This is a genomic window from Clostridium aromativorans (assembly GCF_020908015.1).
In the GTDB taxonomy this organism is placed as follows: domain Bacteria; phylum Bacillota; class Clostridia; order Clostridiales; family Clostridiaceae; genus Clostridium_B; species Clostridium_B aromativorans.
Map to the genome: position 1 here is coordinate 55,999 of NZ_JAJJPB010000003.1, position 18,693 is coordinate 74,691.

The following is an 18,693-nucleotide window of genomic DNA, read 5'->3' on the forward strand; positions in this document are numbered from 1 at the left end:
GATTGGAATATGGTAAATTCAGTATCTAACGAGGAATTAATAGAGTCTATAGTGCAGAAAGTTTTAGAGCAATTGCAATCTGGTGGATCTCATAACAGTACTTCTGCAGGCGGCGATGCTCCAGCCTCCAAAGTGGGAAACATGAAAATAGAGGAAATAGGTCCTGCACAACGGGGTAAGAAGAGTGATGAAGTAGTAGTGGGATTGGCGCCGGCTTTTGGATTATACCAAACTGAAACTATAATAGGAATACCTCACAATGAAGTCCTGAGAGAAATTCTTGCAGGCATAGAAGAAGAGGGGATTTCCTACAGGCTTATAAGGGTTTTAAATACCTCTGATGTGGCTTTTATAGCTCATGCTGCAGCTAAGTTAAGTGGCTCAGGTGTTGGCATAGGAATACAGTCAAAGGGCACCACGGTTATTCATCAAAAAGATTTGGATCCATTAAATAACCTGGAGTTGTTTTCACAGGCACCGTTGATTGACAAGAAGACTTTTAGGGCAATAGGCAAAAATGCAGCCAGATATGCTAAAGGTGAGTCTCCAGATCCAGTACCAGTTGTAAATGATCAGATGGCACGACCGAAATATCAGGCAAAAGCTGCAATACTTCACATAAAGGAAACTGAGCATGTGAATAGAAGTGCTAAACCTGTCGAACTAAAAGTAAGTTTTGAATAGGGGTGAAAATTATGGCTAATAATGATTTGATAGAACAGATAGTTAATGAAGTTTTAAAAAATATAGGTTCTGATGGAGCTGGAAACAAAACGGCTCAAAACAATTCATCTTCTTGTTCTACCGGGAATACTTTAAATGCAGAAAATGATTATCCGTTGAGCAAGAAAAGACCTGATCTTGTAAAGACCAAAACAGGTAAAAACATAAATGATATAAATATAGAGAATGTTTTAAATGGAAAGATAACTCCAGATGATATAAAGATAACTCCAGAAGTGCTTCTGTATCAAGCTCAGATAGCGGAATCAGTTGGAAGAAAACAGTTCGCACAAAATCTTAAAAGAGCAGCTGAACTCACAAAAGTTCCAGATGCCAGGGTTCTTGAAATATATGGAGCAATGAGACCTCATAGATCGACAAAACAGGAACTTTTGGATATAGCTAAGGAACTTGAAAATGACTACGGTGCCAAGATAAATGCTTCACTTGTGAGAGAAGCAGCTGAAGTTTATGAAAAGAGAAATATGTTGAGAGCTTAGGCGGGTGATATGATGAAATTTGTAGCAGGAGTTGATATAGGAAATTCCACTACTGAAGTTGCAATCGCGGATGTGGAAGACAAATTAGAGTTTAAAACAAGTAGTATAGGCAGGACTACAGGAATTAAAGGGACCCTGGATAATGTGGCGGGAATAATGAGAGCTCTGGAAGATGCTTGTCAAAATATACATATAAAGATAGAAAATTTAGATGTCATATGTATAAATGAAGCAACTCCGGTTATTGGAGATGTAGCTATGGAGACTATAACCGAAACGATCATTACAGAGTCTACCATGATAGGGCATAATCCGGATACCCCTGGAGGTATGGGAATAGGAGTTGGAAAAACCATATATTTAGATGAACTGAAAAACATGTCAGCAAATGAGCCTGTAATATGTGTAATTCCTAGAAAAGTTGATTTTGAAACTGCTGCAAATAGATTGAATGAGGCCTTTGACAATAATATTGATATCACTGCTGCCATAGTACAAGGTGATGATGGGGTCATAATAAACAATAGACTGAAAAAGCATATTCCTATTGTAGATGAAGTATCTTATATAGATAAAGTTCCTATGGGAATGTTGGCAGCAGTAGAGGTTGCATCTCTTGGAAGGACTATAAAGGTGTTGTCAAATCCCTATGGACTGGCTACAGTTTTTAAACTTTCGCCAGAGGAAACCAAACATGTTATTCCAATAGCAAGGGCCCTGATTGGAAATAGATCCGCCGTTGTAATAAGGACTCCTGAAGGAGATGTGAAAGAGAGAGTCATACCTGCCGGAAAATTGATACTTATGGGAGAAAAACAAAAAGAGCAGATTCCAATAGAAAATGGTTCAGAAACGATAATGAATGAATTGGAAAAATTATGGCCTATTAAAGATGTAACAGGTGAATCAGGAACCAATGTAGGCGGAATGTTGGAAAGAGTAAGACAGGTAATGAGCGAGCTTACAAGTCAGAGTATAGACAATGTGAAAATTCAGGATATTTTAGCTGTGGATACCTTTATACCTCAAAAAGTTCAAGGGGGAGTGGCCGGTGAATTCTCCCTTGAAAATGCGGTGGCACTGGCAGCCATGGTAAAAACCAGCAGGTTACCTATGGAGAGTATTGCTAAAAAATTGGAAAATGAAACCAAGGTAAAAGTTATAATAGGCGGAGTTGAGGCAAATGTAGCAGTTAGGGGAGCGCTTACTACTCCGGGTACGGATAAACCATTGGTAATACTCGATATAGGAGGAGGTTCTACAGATTCAGCCTATATAAGTGGAGAGGATAATATAAGATCCATTCATCATGCAGGAGCAGGTCAGATGGTTACAATGCTGATAAATTCAGAGTTGGGATTAGATGACGTGAGTTTAGCAGAGGATATAAAGAGATATCCTCTGGCTAAAGTTGAAAGTCTTTTTAATATAAGATATGAAGATGGAAATGTATGTTTTTATCAAAATCAGCTGGATTCTTCTCTATTTGCGAGAAATGTAATTGTAAAAAGTGAAAATGATCTGATCCCAATTCCGACTAAGCATTCTATAGAGAAGATAAGAATGGTCAGGAGAGAATCCAAAGAAAAAGTATTTGTAACAAATATTAAAAGAGCTCTAAAGGATATAGCACCTGATCATAATATAAGATCTGTGGACTTTGTGGTGCTTGTGGGAGGATCTGCACTGGATTTTGAAATACCTGAAATGATATCCGATGAATTGTCCCATTATGGAGTAATATGCGGCAGCGGCAATATACGGGGCCTTATGGGACCTAGAAATGCAGTAGCTACAGGTCTGGTAATTGCCTATTACCAGAGTATACATTCTGATAAATCCAGAGGATAAAAGAGGTAGTTTGATATGATTGATAATGTAAGTGTAAATAGACCTTGTATAAATGTATGCCTGGATAATCCTGCAGAATCTCTTTTAAAAGAGATTCTCGCCGGGTTAGAAGAAGAGGGCATTCCCTATGAATTGAAAAATATGAATTTTACCCAGGATGAAATAATTAAAATTGCTTATGAGGTTTCTGAGGAATCTAGAATGGGAATAGCCATTGCATTGAAAAATGATAGAGTAGTACTCCATTATAGTAAGCTTAAAGAAAATCATCCTCTTATAGATATGAGGCTTGATTATTATGAAAAACGTAAAGCCAGGATAATTGGCTGTAATGCTGCCAGACTTTATAAAGTAATGCCTTTTAAATCCTTTGAAGATACAGATGAAAATCAATTGGGTCAGCAGGTAAAATCAGCGGTTATTTCTGCTTTGAAGGACTTTAATTTGAATATTTCCTAAAATTTTATGTAGTTACTCCATATGTAACAAGGGAGGGATTTTTATGAATGGAGAGGCCCTTGGTATTATTGAAACTATTGGAATGGCTGCGGCAATAGAAGCTGCAGATAGTTGTGTAAAATCAGCAAATGTAACTCTTATAGGTTACGAACTGACCAGAGGGAGAGGCCTTGTAACAATTAAGATAAAGGGAGATGTGGGAGCGGTTAAAGCTGCAATCAACGCAGCAAAGGTAAGTGCAGGTAAGGTCAACGGTGTCTATTCTACTCTTGTTATACCAAGGCCTGCTGAAAATTTAGATAGTATTATAGAATCAAAAGAAACAGTGGGGCTTGAAAAAAAACGTGAAAAAGCTGAGGATGAGGATACAGATTCTCAAGTAAAAATAGGACAGAATGAAAAATTGGAAAATTCTAATTCACAGAAACCTCATTTGAATGAAAAAAATGGAGATATCCAGAAAGAAGCTAATCTGAGTGAAGAAATTGAAGAGGAAGGTTCCACTGACGTAGTTGAGGAAACTGTACCTGAAAGGAAGCAGACTGTTAAAGTTCAAAATGATGATTCCTCCAAGGAAAAGAAAAATGAAGAAGATAATAAGGAAGTATGCAATATATGCCATGATCCTCAATGCCCTAGGAGAAAGGGACAGCCGAGAAATCTGTGTATTCACTATAAAAATCATGGAAAGGCGATAGAGAATGATGGAAACTAATATGTTAAAGCAGGCCAATTCATTTATTATGGAAATGGAGAAATCATTTAAAAGTCCTAATAAGATTCATGTAGATCAAAATTTAAAAGTTGGGGTGGATTTAGGGACTTCTAATATTGTGATAACAGTTCTGGACGAAAATAATAGACCTGTTACTGGGGAACTGTATTCCGCCAATGTGGTAAGGGACGGTATAGTGGTTGAATATTTGAATGCTGTGAATATACTTAGAAAATTAAAGGGAAAGCTAGAGGTTGTTTTAGATAGAAAGCTGGAATATGCTGCTACAGCTATACCACCGGGAATAAGTTCCGGAAATACGAAGGTTATTGCAAATGTAGTTGAGGCCGCTGATTTTATAGTTACCAATATAATAGATGAACCCACTGCAGCTTCTAATGTTTTGAAGATAAGAGATGGTGCAGTAGTGGATGTAGGAGGAGGAACTACTGGAATATCAGTATTAAAAGATGGCAAAGTGGTACATTCAGCAGATGAACCTACAGGAGGACATCATTTGAGCTTAGTTGTATCCGGAGCACTTCATATGGATTATGAAGAGGCAGAAAAATATAAGATAAACGAGGAAAATTATGATGAGGTATTTGCTCTAGTCAGACCGGTAATTGAAAAAATGGCGGATATAGTATTGAAAAATATTGAAGGATATGATGTGAGCACTATATACCTGGTGGGGGGGACTTGTTGTTTAAAAAATATAGAGAGTATATTTAAAAAATATACTGGTATAGAAACTATTAAGCCATATAATCCTCTTCTTGTAACGCCTATGGGAATAGCTATGAATGATATCAAGAAGTAAGTATAGCTGTCAGCTTATATAAGTGGGGTGAATAAATGGATATAAAAGATTTGCTAAGGCCTATGGTTGCCCAAATTATGAATATGTTAAATAGGAGAATATTGTTGTTTATATCAGGAGGAGCGGTAAATATAAAGGATATATTTGAGATGCTGGCCTCTATGAGTATATTGCAGTACGATATAGTAATGACAGAATCTGCAAAAAGGGTAATACCACAAAAATATGTGGATGCTCTCAATGGAAAACTGATAGAATGTAAAGAAGAACTGACTAATGCAGTGAGAGAAGATGATCTGGTTTTGATACCGGTGATGACTAGAAATACACTGGCAAAATGTGCAGTTGGCATAGAGGATAATTTGGTTACCCTGGGAATAGCCGAAGCTCTTATGATGGATAGGGAAATCATTGCTGTATCAGACAGTTTTGATCCTCAGAATTCTAAGAATGTAGGTTTAGGATTAAGTAGAAATGAAGCATATAATAGATTTATATTGAGCTACAGAGATAATTTGTCCAGCTTGGGAGTTGATTTTATTGAGGGAGATCAGCTTGGTGGAACTTTAAAGAGCAAATTTCTCCTTTTAAATGATTCGTCTGCAGGTAGTCAGGAAAAGAAGACTGCATCCAATACGGAGGTTAAGGATAAAAATATAACTGACCATAATATACCAAAACCCTGTGGAAAAAATAAAATATTATCCGATGTTGTAACTGCGAAAGATATTTTAGCTAATATGGATAATTCAAGGGAAATTTATATAAAGCAAGGGTCATTGATAACTCCTCTGGCGAAAGATTATGTGGACAATAATAATATAGTTATAAAATATTATTGATCACCTGAATTTTAAGAAAGAGGGATGAGCATGTATTTAGCTAAAGTAGTTGGAAATGTTGTTTCTACTCAAAAAAATGAAAAATTGGTTGGAAGTAAACTGCTTATTATAAAAAAAATAGATGAAAATGAAAATATAATAGGAGAACCTGTGGTGGCTATAGATACAGTAGGAGCTGGAATTAATGAAATTGTCATTGTGGTTACGGGAAGTGGAGCTAGGAATGCCAGCGAGTCGGGAAGTGATATACCGGCAGATGCGTCTATCGTCGGGATTGTAGATGAGGTGGAGTGGAACAAACACTGATGTATTTGCCTTTTTTAAAATGGCATTTTAGGTGGTGATTGGTATGAAGATATACACTAAAACTGGTGACAAGGGAAGTACCAGTTTGGTGGGTGGAGAGAGAACAAACAAATATGATCTTAGAGTGTGGGCCTACGGGAGTATAGATGAGGCAAATTCATCTATTGGTCTTGCTAGAGCTTGCATGGAAGATGAGAATTTAAAGGGCAAACTTTTAAAAATACAAAAAACTCTCTTTGAGGTTGCAGCAGAATTGGCATCGCTGGGAACTAAAAATTATAGGTCCAGGATAGAAGAGGAGGATGTTGTATTTTTAGAAGATACTATAGATGAACTGGATAGAATGCGTCCTGTACAAAATGGATTTATAGTACCAGGTGGTACTGTGGAATCTGCTCATCTTGATGTGGCTAGAACAGATGTGAGAAGGGCAGAAAGATATATATCAGAACTCAGAAATCATTATGAAGTAAATGACAGCTTGCAAAAATATGTAAATAGGTTATCTGATGCTATATATGCTGTAGCTAGGTATTTCGACTATAAGGATATTTTAAAAAAGACAGAAGAGAAGCTAACTAGCTTAAACAGTGGCGAGAAAATCGACTGCAGAGGCAATCCCCAAAAAAACTTGCTGACAAATACAGTACTTAACAGGGAGACTGCTGAATATATAGCCGGGAAATGCATAGAAAAATCTTATGATATAGGTGTACCAATGGTAATATGTATTGTAGATTTTGACGGTAATGTGATACTGCTGGAGCGAATGGATAACTCTCTTTTAATAAGCTTGAAAGTTGCTTTTAAAAAAGCATATACGGCTGCAGCTCTTAAAAGCCCTACAGGAGAACTATATAAGGCATTACTGCCAGGAGGAGAGTTCTATGGGCTTAATAACGATGAAAACATAATAACTTTTGCAGGGGGATTTCCTTTAAAAATAGATGGGCATATTGTAGGAGCTATAGGAGTAAGCGGGGGTACAGTAGATGAAGATACCAGCGTTTCAAAATATGGAGTAGAAGTTTTTGAGGAGGTAGTAAAGTATGGAATTAAAAGGTAATGATTTATCCCTGATAATAGAAAAAGTGTTAAAAGAGTTAAATGAAAAAGATACTAAAGAGAAAGTCAGCGATGGAGTATTTAAGACTATGGATGAAGCTATAGAAGCAGCTTATGAGGCTCAAAAGGTTTATCAGAAATATACTCTTGAACAGCGTGAAAAATTGATAAGTTCTATGAAAAAAGCACTGCTGGAAAATGCGATGAATATAGCTAATCTCTGTGTAAAAGAATCAGGAATGGGCAGAGTCGATCATAAGTATTTGAAATTAAAGCTGGTGGCTGAAAAAACCCAGGGTACAGAAATTCTGAAGACTGAAGCTTATACGGGCGATAAGGGTCTTACATTGGTTGAACGGGGTGCTTTTGGAGTGATAGGATCTATAACTCCGTCTACTAACCCTGCTGCTACAGTTGCCTGCAATGCAATATGCATGCTGGCAGGAGGAAACACGGTGGTATTTTCACCACATCCAGGTGCATTTAAGTCATCTATAGAAACTATGAAAGTTTTAAATAAAGCTATAAAGGAAGCAGGAGGACCGGACAATTTACTCACTGCTGTTGCAAAACCTTCACTTGAAAATACCAATGTACTTTTAAAGGATAAGAGAATAAGAATGCTTGTTGCTACAGGTGGACCTGGAATAGTAAGAATGGTACTGTCTTCAGGTAAAAAAGCTATAGGTGCTGGGGCAGGAAACCCTCCTGTTGTAGTTGACGAAACCGCAGATATTAAAAAAGCAGCCAAGGATATAATATCAGGGTGCAGTTTTGATAACAATTTACCTTGCATAGCAGAAAAAGAAGCTTTGGTAGTTGAGGATGTATATGAACAGCTTATTGAGTATATGAAGGAAAATAGGGCGGTTTATGAGATAAACGATACTCAGGCAGATAAATTGGTTAGAAAGGTTTTAAATCAGGATAGCAAAACCGGCCAATATTCTATAAATAAAACTTTTGTTGGCAAAAGTGCTAAATATCTTCTTGATAGCATAGGTGAAAGAGCTTCGGATGAAACGGAATGTTTGATTTACAGAACTGAAAATCGTCATCCATTTGTACAGTTGGAATTGATGATGCCTATACTGCCAATAGTTAAAACAAAAGATTTTAAAGAGGCATTAAAACTGGCCGTAGAAGATGAGCATGGTAACAGACATACCGCTATAATGCATTCCAAGAATATAGATAATTTGACTGAAATGGCAAGAAAAATAGATACTACCATATTTGTTAAAAATGCACCTTCTTATGCAGGCATAGGTTTTGGAGGAGAGGGTTATACAACTTATACTATAGCAGGACCTACAGGTGAGGGGCTTACGAATGCTGTTTCCTTTACTAGAATAAGAAGATGCTCTATGGTGGATTCATTTAGAATAGTTTAAATAAGTCTATATTAGGATCCTTGGGGGAAAGAGAGGTGTAATGTTGGATTTATTAAATAAGATTAAAGAAGCAGGTATTATAGGTGCTGGAGGAGCAGGATTTCCAACTTATATCAAGCTAAATTGTAAAGTTGAGTATTTTATAATAAATGGTCTGGAATGTGAGCCACTTTTGCAATCAGATAAATATTTAATGAGAAATAAAAGCGATGAGATAGTGAGTACAGCGGAGAAGATAGGTGATAAAATTGAAGCTGTACACATTGTAATAGGTTTAAAGGAAGAGTACTATGATGAAATCCGTGCTCTTAGAGAATCCATAGAAAAGCTGAATTCTAAAGTAGAACTTCATTTAAGCAGTGCTTTTTATCCTGCAGGAGATGAACAGACGCTTGTTTATGAAGTAACGGGCAGAACAATACCTCCTGGAGGAATCCCTTTAAATGTAGGTGCAGTGGTATCAAACGTGGGAACGGTATTTAATATATTTGAAGCTATACAGGATAAACCAGTTATATATAAATTTGTAACTGTCATAGGAGAGGTATATAACCCTTCAATTATCAAAGTTCCAATAGGTACATCGGTTAAAGAGTGCATTGAAAAATGCGGCGGAACTACCGTAGATGATTATGTGGTTATAATGGGCGGACCTATGATGGGAAAATTACTTTCAGAAGAATCATTCGAAAATAGGGTTATTACCAAAACAGATGGTGCAGTTCTTGTAATTCCAGCGGATCACTATTTAGCTCAGAGAGAAAAGATGACTATAAAACATATGAAAAATCAGGCTAAATCAGCTTGCATACAATGTCATTATTGTACTGATATGTGTCCTAGATTTTTAATTGGACATCCGATTCATCCTCATAAGATAATGAGAGCTGTTGCGTTGAGCGAGGATAATGATGAATTGTTTAAGGAAGCACTCATATGTTGTGAATGCGGTATTTGCGAATTATATGCTTGTCCAATGGGACTGTCTCCTAAACGTATAAATGTATACTTTAAGGGAAAGTTAAGAGAAAAAGGTATAAAATGGAAAAATGTTACGAATATATTTGAAGGACATGTTCTCAGAGATTACAGGAAAGTACCTACAAAAAGGTTGATATCAAGATTGGCATTGAACAAATATGTAGATCAGCAAATTGAAGAAGGGGAAGAAATAAGTCCCGAAGAAGTGAGTATTCCATTAAAGCAGGGAATAGGAGCACCGGCTTCTCCTGTGGTAAAAACGGGAGATAAGGTTGAAAAAGGACAGCTGATTGGAAAAATAGAAGAGGGTAAAATGGGTTCAAACGTACATGCCAGCGTTGACGGTGAAGTTATTGAAGTAGGTCAAAATGTAGTCATAAAGACTATGCAAGTTGAGGTGATACCATGATAAGAACTATAGGTTTAATAGAATTAAATAGTATAGCCAGGGGAATTGAGACGGCAGATGTGATGATTAAGAGTGGAGAGGTACAACTGCTTTTAGCAAAAACCATTTGCCCCGGAAAGTATATGATACTTATTACAGGAAATGTAGGAGCTGTGAAATCGGCAGTTCAAAGCGGGCAAAATATAGGGGCACAGTATGTGGTAGATAAATTGGTGCTCCCCAATGTACATCCCCAGGTGATTGCTGCAATTAGTGAGGCCACGGGAATTGACGAATTGAATGATCTGGGAGTTATGGAATTTTTCGGAGTAGCTTCTGCTATTATAGCGGCAGATGCAGCGGCTAAATCTGCCAATGTAAAGCTCATAGAGGTAAGGCTGGGCATGGGTATAGGCGGGAAAGCTTTTGTAACCCTTACAGGGGATGTAAGTGCAGTTAAAAATGCGGTTACAGTTGGATCAAATACAGCTCTGGAAAGTGGAATGCTGGTTAACAAAGCAGTTATATCAAGGCCAAGTAAGGAGCTTTTGCAATATCTTCTGTAAAAAAGAGTAGATTATCTTATTAAATTCCAGTAAAGTATTTATTTGCTGGAATTTATAAATTTTATCCGAATCTAAGAATCACTTGATTTTTAGGGTTAATATTAATGGACAAAAAGGGGGATATTTATATGAGTATGAATAGTAAAGAAGAGTTATTTGAAGATGTAAACGATGTCGAGATAGGAGATATAATAGATCTTGATTTTTTACAGAAGATTCAGGATAATTTTGCTAAAAGTGTAGGAGTAGCTGCTATAGCTTCAGATGATACAGGTAAACCCGTAGTAAAAGAAAGTGAATTCACAGATTTTTGTATGAAGTTGACAAGGGGATGTAGAATTGGAAATGAAAGATGCCAGGAATGTGACAAGAATGGCGGCATGGAATCCTACAGAAAAGGAAGACCTGTTGTTTATCAGTGCCATGCTGGTCTTGTAGATTTTGCTGCCCCCATACTTTTGAAGGGAAGGGTTATTGGAAACATGCTGGGAGGACAGGTCCTGACTGAAAAACCTGATGAAAATAAATTTAAAAAAATAGCTGAGGAGATAGGCGTTGATCCGGAAGAATATATAAAAGCCCTTAGAAAAGTTAAAATTGTAGAAAGAGATAAAGTAGAAGCTGCGGCAAATGTACTCTATATGATTTCAAACATCCTTTCAAAACTTGGATATAATCAATATCAGTTAAAGAACCTAAGTCAAAATATAAATGAAAATCTAGAACAGATAGCTGCAGCTGTGGAGGAACTTTCCTCATCTGCTTCAAGTGTGTCAGAGGATCAGCAATCTTTAAATAGAGAAGTACAAAATATAAAGGAACTTTCTGAAAAGATACACAAAATTATAAACTATATAAAGAGCATTGCAGATCAGACAAATATGCTTGGACTTAATGCAGCTATTGAAGCTGCTAGAGCGGGGGAATATGGAAAGGGCTTTGGTGTAGTAGCAGATGAAATAAGAAAGCTTTCAGATAGTTCCAAAGAGACAGCTTTGAATATTGTAAAACTTAATTCCAGTATTCAGGATTCAGTTTCAAAAACAGTTAAAGTTTCAGATCATACTCTAAAGGCAAACGAAAATCAGGCATCAGCTGCTGAGCAGATCAGCGCAAGTTTGCAGGAGGTACTGTCACTGGTTTCCAATATGAATGAACTGGCACAGAGCTTTAAATAATATTAAATTTTTCGAATATTAGTACAGAAAATTTTATATTATATACCTGCAATTTTTTACTCTAATTGTCCACGAAGTATTTTAAATTGTTTAAATATATGAATATTTAAATAAGATGAAGTATAAATTAAAAAAATATATAGAATATAAAATATTTACAGGTAGATTGTCCAATTCTATTTAAAATAGTCTTAAAATCTTAAAAAGAAAGCTGTCATAAAAGTGAATAATAATATATAATCATTCCATACTAAAGTTAAAGTAAAATTTACTTTTAGAGGTGCAAAAAATGGTATCTAAATTGGGAAGATTATTAATTGGTAAAAGCTTAAAAACCAATGAATTGAAATCCGAGAAATTCAATGTATTTTGGGGACTACCAGTACTGTCCAGCGATGCGATATCCTCAGTGGCATATGCAGGTGAAGAGATACTCTGGGTACTAATACCTGTTTTAGGTATAATGTCATATAAATACATGTTTTATTCAGCACTTTGCATTGTGTTTTTAATGATTTTGGTCACACTTTCATATAGACAAACTATAGATGCTTATCCTCAAGGAGGGGGGTCTTATATTGTTGCAAAAGACAATCTTGGAACAATCCCTGGACTTGTAGCAGGAGCATCTTTAACTATTGGCTATGTTTTGACCGTAGCAGTAAGTACATCTGCAGGTACAGCAGCTATAATCTCTGCAGTGCCTGTACTATTACCTTATAGGGTTACTATAACCCTATTATTTATATTTATTATAACCATAGGTAATTTAAGGGGGATAAGGGAATCTGCAAAGGCATTCGGTACCCCCACTTATTTATTTATGATTGTGATATTGTCTATGATATTTTTTGGAATATTTAAAGTGAAGGTGTTGGGATACGTACCTGAGCCCATGTATAAAATACCGACAGCAGTTTCTAATATAACTGTGTTTTTGTTTTTAAGGGCTTTTTCTTCAGGATGCACGGCACTTACTGGAATAGAAGCAGTGAGCAATGGTATCCCCAGCTTTAAGGAACCTTCACAGAAAAATGCCAAGAGAGTTTTAGAACTTTTGGCATTGGTGGTGCTTGTAATATTTGGAGGAGTGTCTTATCTTGCCACTCTCTACCATGCAGTACCTAATTCAGATGTAACTGTAGTTGCCCAAATCGCCCATCAGGTATTTGGCGGCAATATTATGTTTTATTTGGTCCAAGTGACTACTGCCATTATACTCATAATGGCCAGCAATACTGCCTTTGCAGGACTTCCGCTCTTGCTGGCTTTTATAGCTAAGGATGGATTTGCTCCAAGGCAGTTTGCCAAGAGGGGAAAAAGACTTGGATATTCAAATGGAATCATAACCCTTGGATTGGTTTCAGCCATGCTGGTTGTTATGTTTCAAGGAGATACTCACTATTTGATGCCACTGTATGCAGTGGGAGTTTTTATATCCTTTACATTGTCCCAGGCGGGAATGTTTAAAAGATGGATAAGGCTCAAAAGTAAAGGCTGGATCCGCAGGGCTGCCATAAATGGTATAGGTACGCTTGTTACCTTTGCCACAGCTGTTATACTGGGGATAACTAGATTTTTAAATGGAGCATGGATTGTATTCATACTTATACCTGCATTGGTTTATCTTATGATAGCTGTTAGGAGACATTATTCTGAAGTGGCCAGACAGTTGAAACTTACGTTAAATGAGAGACCCAAGGAAAAAGTGGATATATCTAAACAAAAGCGATATGTAATAGTACCTATAGATACTTTGAATAAGTCTTTTTTAAAAGCCTTAAATTACGCCAGAACAATATCAGACAATATAATAATTTTTCACGTGTCAGTAGATGATGAGGCTACAAAAAAGCTTTTAAAAAAATGGCACGAGTATAATGTAGATATACCCATAGTGGTGAAAAGATCCCCTTATAGAAGTATATTGGGGCCTTTGGTCAAATTTATAGAGTCGGAAGAATATGCAGCGGGACCTAAAGATACTGTGACAGTGGTTCTGGCCCAGCTTGTGGTTACAAAATGGTGGGGGAATATACTTCACAATCAAACTGCATTGTTTATCAGAACCATGCTTCTTAGAAGAAGAAATATAGCTGTAGTTACAGTTCCGTATATAATATTTGAGGATTAAATATAAAAATGGCAAAATGCCATTTTTATATTTTACAAAATTTTTTTATGAAAATTGTTGATTATTTATGTAAATTGTGATATTATAATTTACATATTCAAGTGAAGTACATGTGTATTTTATTTGCGAACAAGGACGGGATTTTATGAATGCTAAGTTTCTCATAATTGATACTAGAATACTTCCTGATGTATTTACTAAGGTGGTAAAAGTGAAGGAACTCTTGAGAACTAAAGAGGTAAAAGATATATCAGAAGGAGTAAAGAAAGTTGGTATAAGCAGGAGCACTTATTATAAATATAAGGATGCAGTTTTTACATTATCTGAAGGCATAATTGGTCACAAGATAACTATTGGATTGATTTTAGCCCATAAAGCAGGTACTTTGTCTAAGATACTTGATATAATAGCTCAAAAAAAAGGTAACATACTCACTATAAATCAGGACATACCTATCAATAATGCTGCTACTGTATCTATAACTTTTGATGCTTCTAAATTAGAAGTAGAGGTCAACGAATTGTTGGAAGATATAAGGAATTTAAAGAACGTTATAAAAGTTAATTTAGCCGCAGTAGAATAGAAATATAATTGTGTTTAATTATACATATAGTATTTAATTTCAAATAAAAAAGCTATGACAAGGAAGAGTAAACAATCAACTGTTTTTAGAGAGGGGAATTCATAGGCTGAAATATTCCTCAAGCGAGAGTTGTTGAAAACCACCTTTGAGTTGTATATTGAAGCTTAAACAGTAGATATTTCCGCAGGTCTGCGTTAAGGATTTTAGAGATGGCAGTAATTTAATTGTATCATGTATTTACAGTTATTATTGATGTATGTAACATATATAGAGGGGAATGTATGTTCTGCATTCTTTTGACATTGCTGCTAATTTGGGTGGAAACACGATAAAACTCGTCCCATAAAGGGGATGGGTTTTTATTTTTTTAGCTATAATTTGATACTTTAGCAATTTAGATTATTAAAATAAAAGGGAGGCTGTTAAATGATAAATATAGCAATGCTGGGATATGGAGTAGTAGGCAGCGGTGTAGCTGAATTGATATTGAGAAATAAGGATAAATTTAAAACTGAATTAAACGAAGAACTTGTATTGTCAAAAATTTTGGTCAGAAATCTTGAAAGACATGCAAATAATAAGAACAGGGAACTCTTAACGGAAAATATAGAGGATATTTTTAAAGAAAAAGTAGATATTGTAGTAGAAGCCATGGGTGGACTTGATCCATCCTACGAATATGTGAAAAGGGCCTTAAATATGAAAAAACATGTTGTTACAGCCAACAAGGATTTAATTGCAGAATATGGATATGAACTTCTGAGGCTGGCCAGGGAAAATGGAGTTACAATTCACTTTGAAGCAAGTGTAGGAGGGGGAATACCCATACTGAAGTCGATAAATGAGTGCCTTGTAGGAAACCAAATAAAAAGTATAAAATCCATATTAAATGGTACTACGAATTTTATACTATCCAAAATGAACCATAATGGGATGAGCTATGAAAATGCACTAGAACTTGCACAGAAACTGGGCTTTGCAGAGGCAAATCCTGAATCAGATGTAAAAGGTTATGATGCTGCAAGAAAGCTCTCTATTTTGTCCACTATTGCCTATAATATAAGGGTGAGTTGGAAAGATATAAATATTGAAGGAATTACAGAAATTGACAGCGATGATTTTAGGTATGCAAAGTTAAAAAAATGTAATATAAAGCTTCTGGGTATCAGTAAGGTTTTCAATGATCATGTATATGCATCTGTTATGCCTGTCATGGTGAAAGAGGATTCGGTACTTGGAAAAATAGAGGATGAGTACAATGCAATTTTAGTAGAAGGTGATGCTGTAGGAGATGTGATGTTTTCAGGAAAGGGTGCTGGAATGTTTCCAACGGCCAGTGCAGTTTTTGGAGACATAGCAGATATAATTGAACACAAGAACGAAAAATCTATTGTATTCGGTAAAGAAAAAGCAAAGATAAATGGAAGCTGGGGGTTGAAGGGTAAATGGTTTATGCGAATAAAGACAGATAACAGGATGAATGTTATAGAGAGCTTACCTGTAAATTTCAAAAAATGCTATATTTTATCTAATGATTTTTCAGGAAATAAAAATGAGGTGGCAGCTTTTGTAATCTCAGATAATGAAAATGCTGTGAATAATTATATTGAAAAAATAGGAGATAAAAAATGCGTTAAATCAGTAAAAAAAATTTTGGTTCTAGATAAATAGTAGATTGTATTTCTCAAAATAATAAATTTTTATGGATAGGAGTGATATAAGAAATGGCTAAGGTAAGAGTTAGAATACCTGCAACTACTGCTAACATGGGACCTGGATTTGATACTTTAGGTATGGCTTTAAAGTTATATAATGAAATTGAAGTCGAGGAAATAGACAGACCCACAGAAATATACAACAATGATTTGAAATTAGAGAAGGATTTTAAAGATAATCTCATATATAAAAGTATAGCGGAAACTATGAATAGACAAAAATATCCCTACGAGGGGCTTAAAATAAACGTAATTAAATGTGATATACCTATTTGTAGAGGCCTGGGAAGCAGTTCTGCCTGTATAGTTGGTGGAATATCGGCTGCTAATGCAATTATGGGAAACAAGATGAGTTTGGAGAATATAATTGATCTGGCCACAGAAATAGAGGGTCATCCGGATAATGTAGTGCCGGCTACTCTGGGGGGAATGGTTATATCTCTTAGGGTAGGGGAGAAGATAAAGTATTCTAAGGTGACAATTCCAAGTAAATTGAAATTTGTTGCTATGATACCATCTTTTCAAGTTAGTACAGCTCTCTCAAGAGAAGTGCTGCCAGCTACTTATTTAAAAGAAGATTGCATATTCAATATATCGAGATCTGCTATGCTTATAAGTGCTCTTTATAACAGTGAATTTGATAAATTGAGGATATGCTTTGGGGATAGGGTGCATCAGCCTTATAGAAAAAATTTAATAAAACATTCCGAGGCCATATTTAAAAGATCAAAAGAACTGGGATCTATAGGTGAATTTATAAGTGGTTCAGGATCTACACTTATGGCTGTGCTGGATGAAAATGTAGATGAGTTTATGAAGTCAATGAAGAATTTTTTAGATAAGTTAGAAGATAATTGGAATATAATGCTACTTGAACCGGATTTAGAGGGAGCTAAGATTGCCAGTTGATGGTTAACGTGCGGATCAAATGGAACATTTGTATTTTTGTATATTGCTTATTGATTAGTGCTATAGAAGATAAGAATATGAAATAAAGGAGTTTTGATTGCTTGTATAGAATTCTAAAATTGATAATTTAATATACAAAAGAGGTGAAGCTATGCTTGATGTTGAAATGATGCTTAGAGATGATATAGAAATTTCTAATGTGCATCATCGGGATTTAATCGAGATAAAAAAATGGATGGAGATGAAAAATGCTTTTGCCAGAGAGGAGACAGATCTAGATAAACTCACAGAAAGATTTTTGGAAAGCTATATAAGTGAATGTGAATTTTTTTTGAAGATAAAAAAAAATAACAAATTAGTAGGTATATTGAAGGGAAGGATTGAGTTCAAAGTTGAAAATGAACTCTGGATATGGTTTTTCTATCTGGATAAAATATACGATGATTTGAGGGACTTTATAATAATTGAACTTATGAATTATTTTTCAAAAGAATACAATGCGACTGTTTTTTTTACGAGAGTAATTAAAAACGAAATTGAAAATTTGAATTTTTGGAAGCAAATGGGATTTAAAACAATTAGAATGGTAAAAAATTTTTACAATGTAAATGATAGATATATGGATATGATAATTATGGGAAAAGTTAATGGCTAAAGGTAATATTTTTTTTTACACCCTAATAATATATATAAATAGCATAAAGTAGGGGTGAAAAAAATGAAGTACACACGATACGATTTAAAAAAGGATAATAGTACTAAAACTTTTGTGATTTTTATATTTATAATACTTTTGTCAGCATTTATATTGGGAACTTTTATATTCCAGATTATAGTAAAGAACCCGGTTAACCTGGGTTATACCAATACATCCCAAAATAAGACAGAAAGTGAATATGAAAGTAATTCAGTTTTAAAAAATGAAGATGTAAAATTTGTAGCTGTTCAGGGCGGTATTTACAAGGATAGAAATAATGTGGAGAAAGAAAAAGAAGTGCTTTCTAAACATGGAATACCATTTTGTATCACGGAATCGGGTAAAACAAGAGTATTTTTAGGAATTTTTTCAGAAGATGATGCGGATAAAATTATGAAATCTCTTAGAGAACAAAATATTGAAACTTCCCCAAAGGTGTTTACGATAAAACAGGATGATATATGTGATACTGAGATAATTCAGATAATAGATGCAAACTTGAAGATACTGAATAAACTTTCCTCAGAAGATGTAAAATCAATACAGACTGTAGAATTAAAAAGATGGTGCTCTTCTATTGAAAAAGGAGAAGCAGGAAATTATAGGAATAAATCGATCTTAAAAGAATTGAAGGAATATATAAATAAACTTCCTAAGGAAATAACAAAGGATAATAATGATGAGAATTATGTTTATTTATTTAACAAGTTGAATAAAATAGGCTCTAATTAAGTTTAAAATATTCTAAATATGGTTATTATCGGCAATGGCTAGTAAGGGTATATTTATACCAGTACCTGCCATTTTTATATTAAATTTAAAAAATTTTTTTAACAATAATATATTTACTTGTTTATGTATTTA

Annotated in this window: 19 protein-coding genes and 1 other annotated feature; all 19 genes read left to right on the forward strand. The window is 35.1% G+C overall.

Features of this window, described 5'->3' with window-relative positions:
• Positions 1–9 precede the first annotated feature (9 nt).
• Positions 10–684 (forward strand): propanediol/glycerol family dehydratase medium subunit, encoded by a 675-nt coding sequence (locus tag LN736_RS04440; RefSeq protein WP_150355914.1) that lies wholly within the window; start codon positions 10–12, stop codon positions 682–684.
• Between the two features lie 11 nt (positions 685–695).
• A complete protein-coding gene (locus LN736_RS04445) occupies positions 696–1,223 on the forward strand; it encodes a diol dehydratase small subunit (RefSeq protein WP_150355913.1) in 528 nt (175 codons plus the stop codon).
• Between the two features lie 12 nt (positions 1,224–1,235).
• A complete protein-coding gene (locus LN736_RS04450; RefSeq protein ID WP_150355954.1) occupies positions 1,236–3,074 on the forward strand; it encodes a diol dehydratase reactivase subunit alpha in 1,839 nt (612 codons plus the stop codon).
• Between the two features lie 15 nt (positions 3,075–3,089).
• Positions 3,090–3,533 carry a glycerol dehydratase reactivase beta/small subunit family protein gene (locus LN736_RS04455; protein ID WP_150355912.1) on the forward strand — a complete coding sequence of 148 codons (444 nt, stop codon included), beginning with the start codon at positions 3,090–3,092 and terminating at the stop codon, positions 3,531–3,533.
• 43 nt (positions 3,534–3,576) lie between these two features.
• The gene (locus LN736_RS19100; RefSeq protein ID WP_150355911.1) at positions 3,577–4,248 is read left to right on the forward strand and encodes a BMC domain-containing protein; all 672 of its coding nucleotides are present in this window, start codon (positions 3,577–3,579) and stop codon (positions 4,246–4,248) included.
• Positions 4,235–5,071: an ethanolamine utilization protein EutJ gene (eutJ, locus tag LN736_RS04465; protein ID WP_229980992.1), complete on the forward strand. Its 837-nt coding sequence runs from the start codon at positions 4,235–4,237 to the stop codon at positions 5,069–5,071. Before LN736_RS19100 ends, eutJ begins: the two co-directional genes overlap by 14 nt.
• Before the next feature lie 35 nt (positions 5,072–5,106).
• Entirely contained in the window at positions 5,107–5,913 is an 807-nt protein-coding gene (locus tag LN736_RS04470) for a flavoprotein (protein ID WP_150355910.1), read from the forward strand.
• A 30-nt stretch (positions 5,914–5,943) separates the two neighbouring features.
• The gene (locus LN736_RS04475) at positions 5,944–6,219 is read left to right on the forward strand and encodes a EutN/CcmL family microcompartment protein (protein WP_150355909.1); all 276 of its coding nucleotides are present in this window, start codon (positions 5,944–5,946) and stop codon (positions 6,217–6,219) included.
• A 43-nt stretch (positions 6,220–6,262) separates the two neighbouring features.
• Positions 6,263–7,285 (forward strand): cob(I)yrinic acid a,c-diamide adenosyltransferase, encoded by a 1,023-nt coding sequence (locus tag LN736_RS04480; protein WP_150355908.1) that lies wholly within the window; start codon positions 6,263–6,265, stop codon positions 7,283–7,285.
• Positions 7,269–8,678, forward strand: a complete 1,410-nt coding sequence (locus LN736_RS04485) for an aldehyde dehydrogenase family protein (RefSeq protein ID WP_179976940.1) — start codon at positions 7,269–7,271, stop codon at positions 8,676–8,678. The genes LN736_RS04480 and LN736_RS04485 overlap by 17 nt, the downstream gene beginning before the upstream one ends.
• Positions 8,679–8,721: 43 nt before the next feature.
• Complete coding sequence (locus LN736_RS04490) at positions 8,722–10,068, forward strand: 4Fe-4S dicluster domain-containing protein (RefSeq protein ID WP_179978251.1); 1,347 nt, start codon at positions 8,722–8,724, stop codon at positions 10,066–10,068.
• Positions 10,065–10,613 carry a BMC domain-containing protein gene (locus LN736_RS04495; protein ID WP_229980998.1) on the forward strand — a complete coding sequence of 183 codons (549 nt, stop codon included), beginning with the start codon at positions 10,065–10,067 and terminating at the stop codon, positions 10,611–10,613. The genes LN736_RS04490 and LN736_RS04495 overlap by 4 nt, the downstream gene beginning before the upstream one ends.
• 128 nt (positions 10,614–10,741) lie before the next feature.
• Entirely contained in the window at positions 10,742–11,791 is a 1,050-nt protein-coding gene (locus LN736_RS04500; RefSeq protein ID WP_229981004.1) for a PocR ligand-binding domain-containing protein, read from the forward strand.
• Positions 11,792–12,080: 289 nt separating this feature from the next.
• Positions 12,081–13,925: an APC family permease gene (locus LN736_RS04505; RefSeq protein WP_150358769.1), complete on the forward strand. Its 1,845-nt coding sequence runs from the start codon at positions 12,081–12,083 to the stop codon at positions 13,923–13,925.
• Positions 13,926–14,070: 145 nt separating this feature from the next.
• Positions 14,071–14,508: an ACT domain-containing protein gene (locus tag LN736_RS04510; protein ID WP_150358770.1), complete on the forward strand. Its 438-nt coding sequence runs from the start codon at positions 14,071–14,073 to the stop codon at positions 14,506–14,508.
• Positions 14,509–14,553: 45 nt separating this feature from the next.
• Positions 14,554–14,854 (forward strand) — a binding site (T-box leader).
• Between the two features lie 80 nt (positions 14,855–14,934).
• Positions 14,935–16,179 carry a homoserine dehydrogenase gene (locus tag LN736_RS04515; RefSeq protein WP_229981009.1) on the forward strand — a complete coding sequence of 415 codons (1,245 nt, stop codon included), beginning with the start codon at positions 14,935–14,937 and terminating at the stop codon, positions 16,177–16,179.
• 53 nt (positions 16,180–16,232) lie between these two features.
• Entirely contained in the window at positions 16,233–17,132 is a 900-nt protein-coding gene (gene thrB / locus LN736_RS04520; RefSeq protein WP_229981014.1) for a homoserine kinase, read from the forward strand.
• 151 nt (positions 17,133–17,283) lie between these two features.
• On the forward strand, positions 17,284–17,787 hold the full coding sequence (locus LN736_RS04525) for a GNAT family N-acetyltransferase (protein ID WP_150358773.1): 504 nt from the start codon (positions 17,284–17,286) through the stop codon (positions 17,785–17,787).
• Between the two features lie 63 nt (positions 17,788–17,850).
• A complete protein-coding gene (locus LN736_RS04530) occupies positions 17,851–18,561 on the forward strand; it encodes an SPOR domain-containing protein (protein ID WP_229981020.1) in 711 nt (236 codons plus the stop codon).
• Positions 18,562–18,693: the final 132 nt, after the last annotated feature.

Bases quoted from the DNA above. Each gene is read 5' to 3' on its own strand.
- LN736_RS04470 (WP_150355910.1), top strand. From the start codon at position 5,107: ATGGATATAAAAGATTTGCTAAGGCCTATGGTTGCCCAAATTATGAAT.
- LN736_RS04485 (WP_179976940.1), top strand. From the start codon at position 7,269: ATGGAATTAAAAGGTAATGATTTATCCCTGATAATAGAAAAAGTGTTA.
- LN736_RS04475 (WP_150355909.1), top strand. From the start codon at position 5,944: ATGTATTTAGCTAAAGTAGTTGGAAATGTTGTTTCTACTCAAAAAAAT.
- LN736_RS04525 (WP_150358773.1), top strand. From the start codon at position 17,284: ATGCTTGATGTTGAAATGATGCTTAGAGATGATATAGAAATTTCTAAT.
- LN736_RS04515 (WP_229981009.1), top strand. From the start codon at position 14,935: ATGATAAATATAGCAATGCTGGGATATGGAGTAGTAGGCAGCGGTGTA.
- LN736_RS04440 (WP_150355914.1), top strand. From the start codon at position 10: ATGGTAAATTCAGTATCTAACGAGGAATTAATAGAGTCTATAGTGCAG.
- LN736_RS04495 (WP_229980998.1), top strand. From the start codon at position 10,065: ATGATAAGAACTATAGGTTTAATAGAATTAAATAGTATAGCCAGGGGA.
- LN736_RS04510 (WP_150358770.1), top strand. From the start codon at position 14,071: ATGAATGCTAAGTTTCTCATAATTGATACTAGAATACTTCCTGATGTA.
- LN736_RS04455 (WP_150355912.1), top strand. From the start codon at position 3,090: ATGATTGATAATGTAAGTGTAAATAGACCTTGTATAAATGTATGCCTG.
- LN736_RS04450 (WP_150355954.1), top strand. From the start codon at position 1,236: ATGAAATTTGTAGCAGGAGTTGATATAGGAAATTCCACTACTGAAGTT.
- LN736_RS04445 (WP_150355913.1), top strand. From the start codon at position 696: ATGGCTAATAATGATTTGATAGAACAGATAGTTAATGAAGTTTTAAAA.
- LN736_RS04505 (WP_150358769.1), top strand. From the start codon at position 12,081: ATGGTATCTAAATTGGGAAGATTATTAATTGGTAAAAGCTTAAAAACC.
- LN736_RS04480 (WP_150355908.1), top strand. From the start codon at position 6,263: ATGAAGATATACACTAAAACTGGTGACAAGGGAAGTACCAGTTTGGTG.
- LN736_RS19100 (WP_150355911.1), top strand. From the start codon at position 3,577: ATGAATGGAGAGGCCCTTGGTATTATTGAAACTATTGGAATGGCTGCG.
- thrB (WP_229981014.1), top strand. From the start codon at position 16,233: ATGGCTAAGGTAAGAGTTAGAATACCTGCAACTACTGCTAACATGGGA.
- LN736_RS04530 (WP_229981020.1), top strand. From the start codon at position 17,851: ATGAAGTACACACGATACGATTTAAAAAAGGATAATAGTACTAAAACT.
- LN736_RS04500 (WP_229981004.1), top strand. From the start codon at position 10,742: ATGAGTATGAATAGTAAAGAAGAGTTATTTGAAGATGTAAACGATGTC.
- eutJ (WP_229980992.1), top strand. From the start codon at position 4,235: ATGATGGAAACTAATATGTTAAAGCAGGCCAATTCATTTATTATGGAA.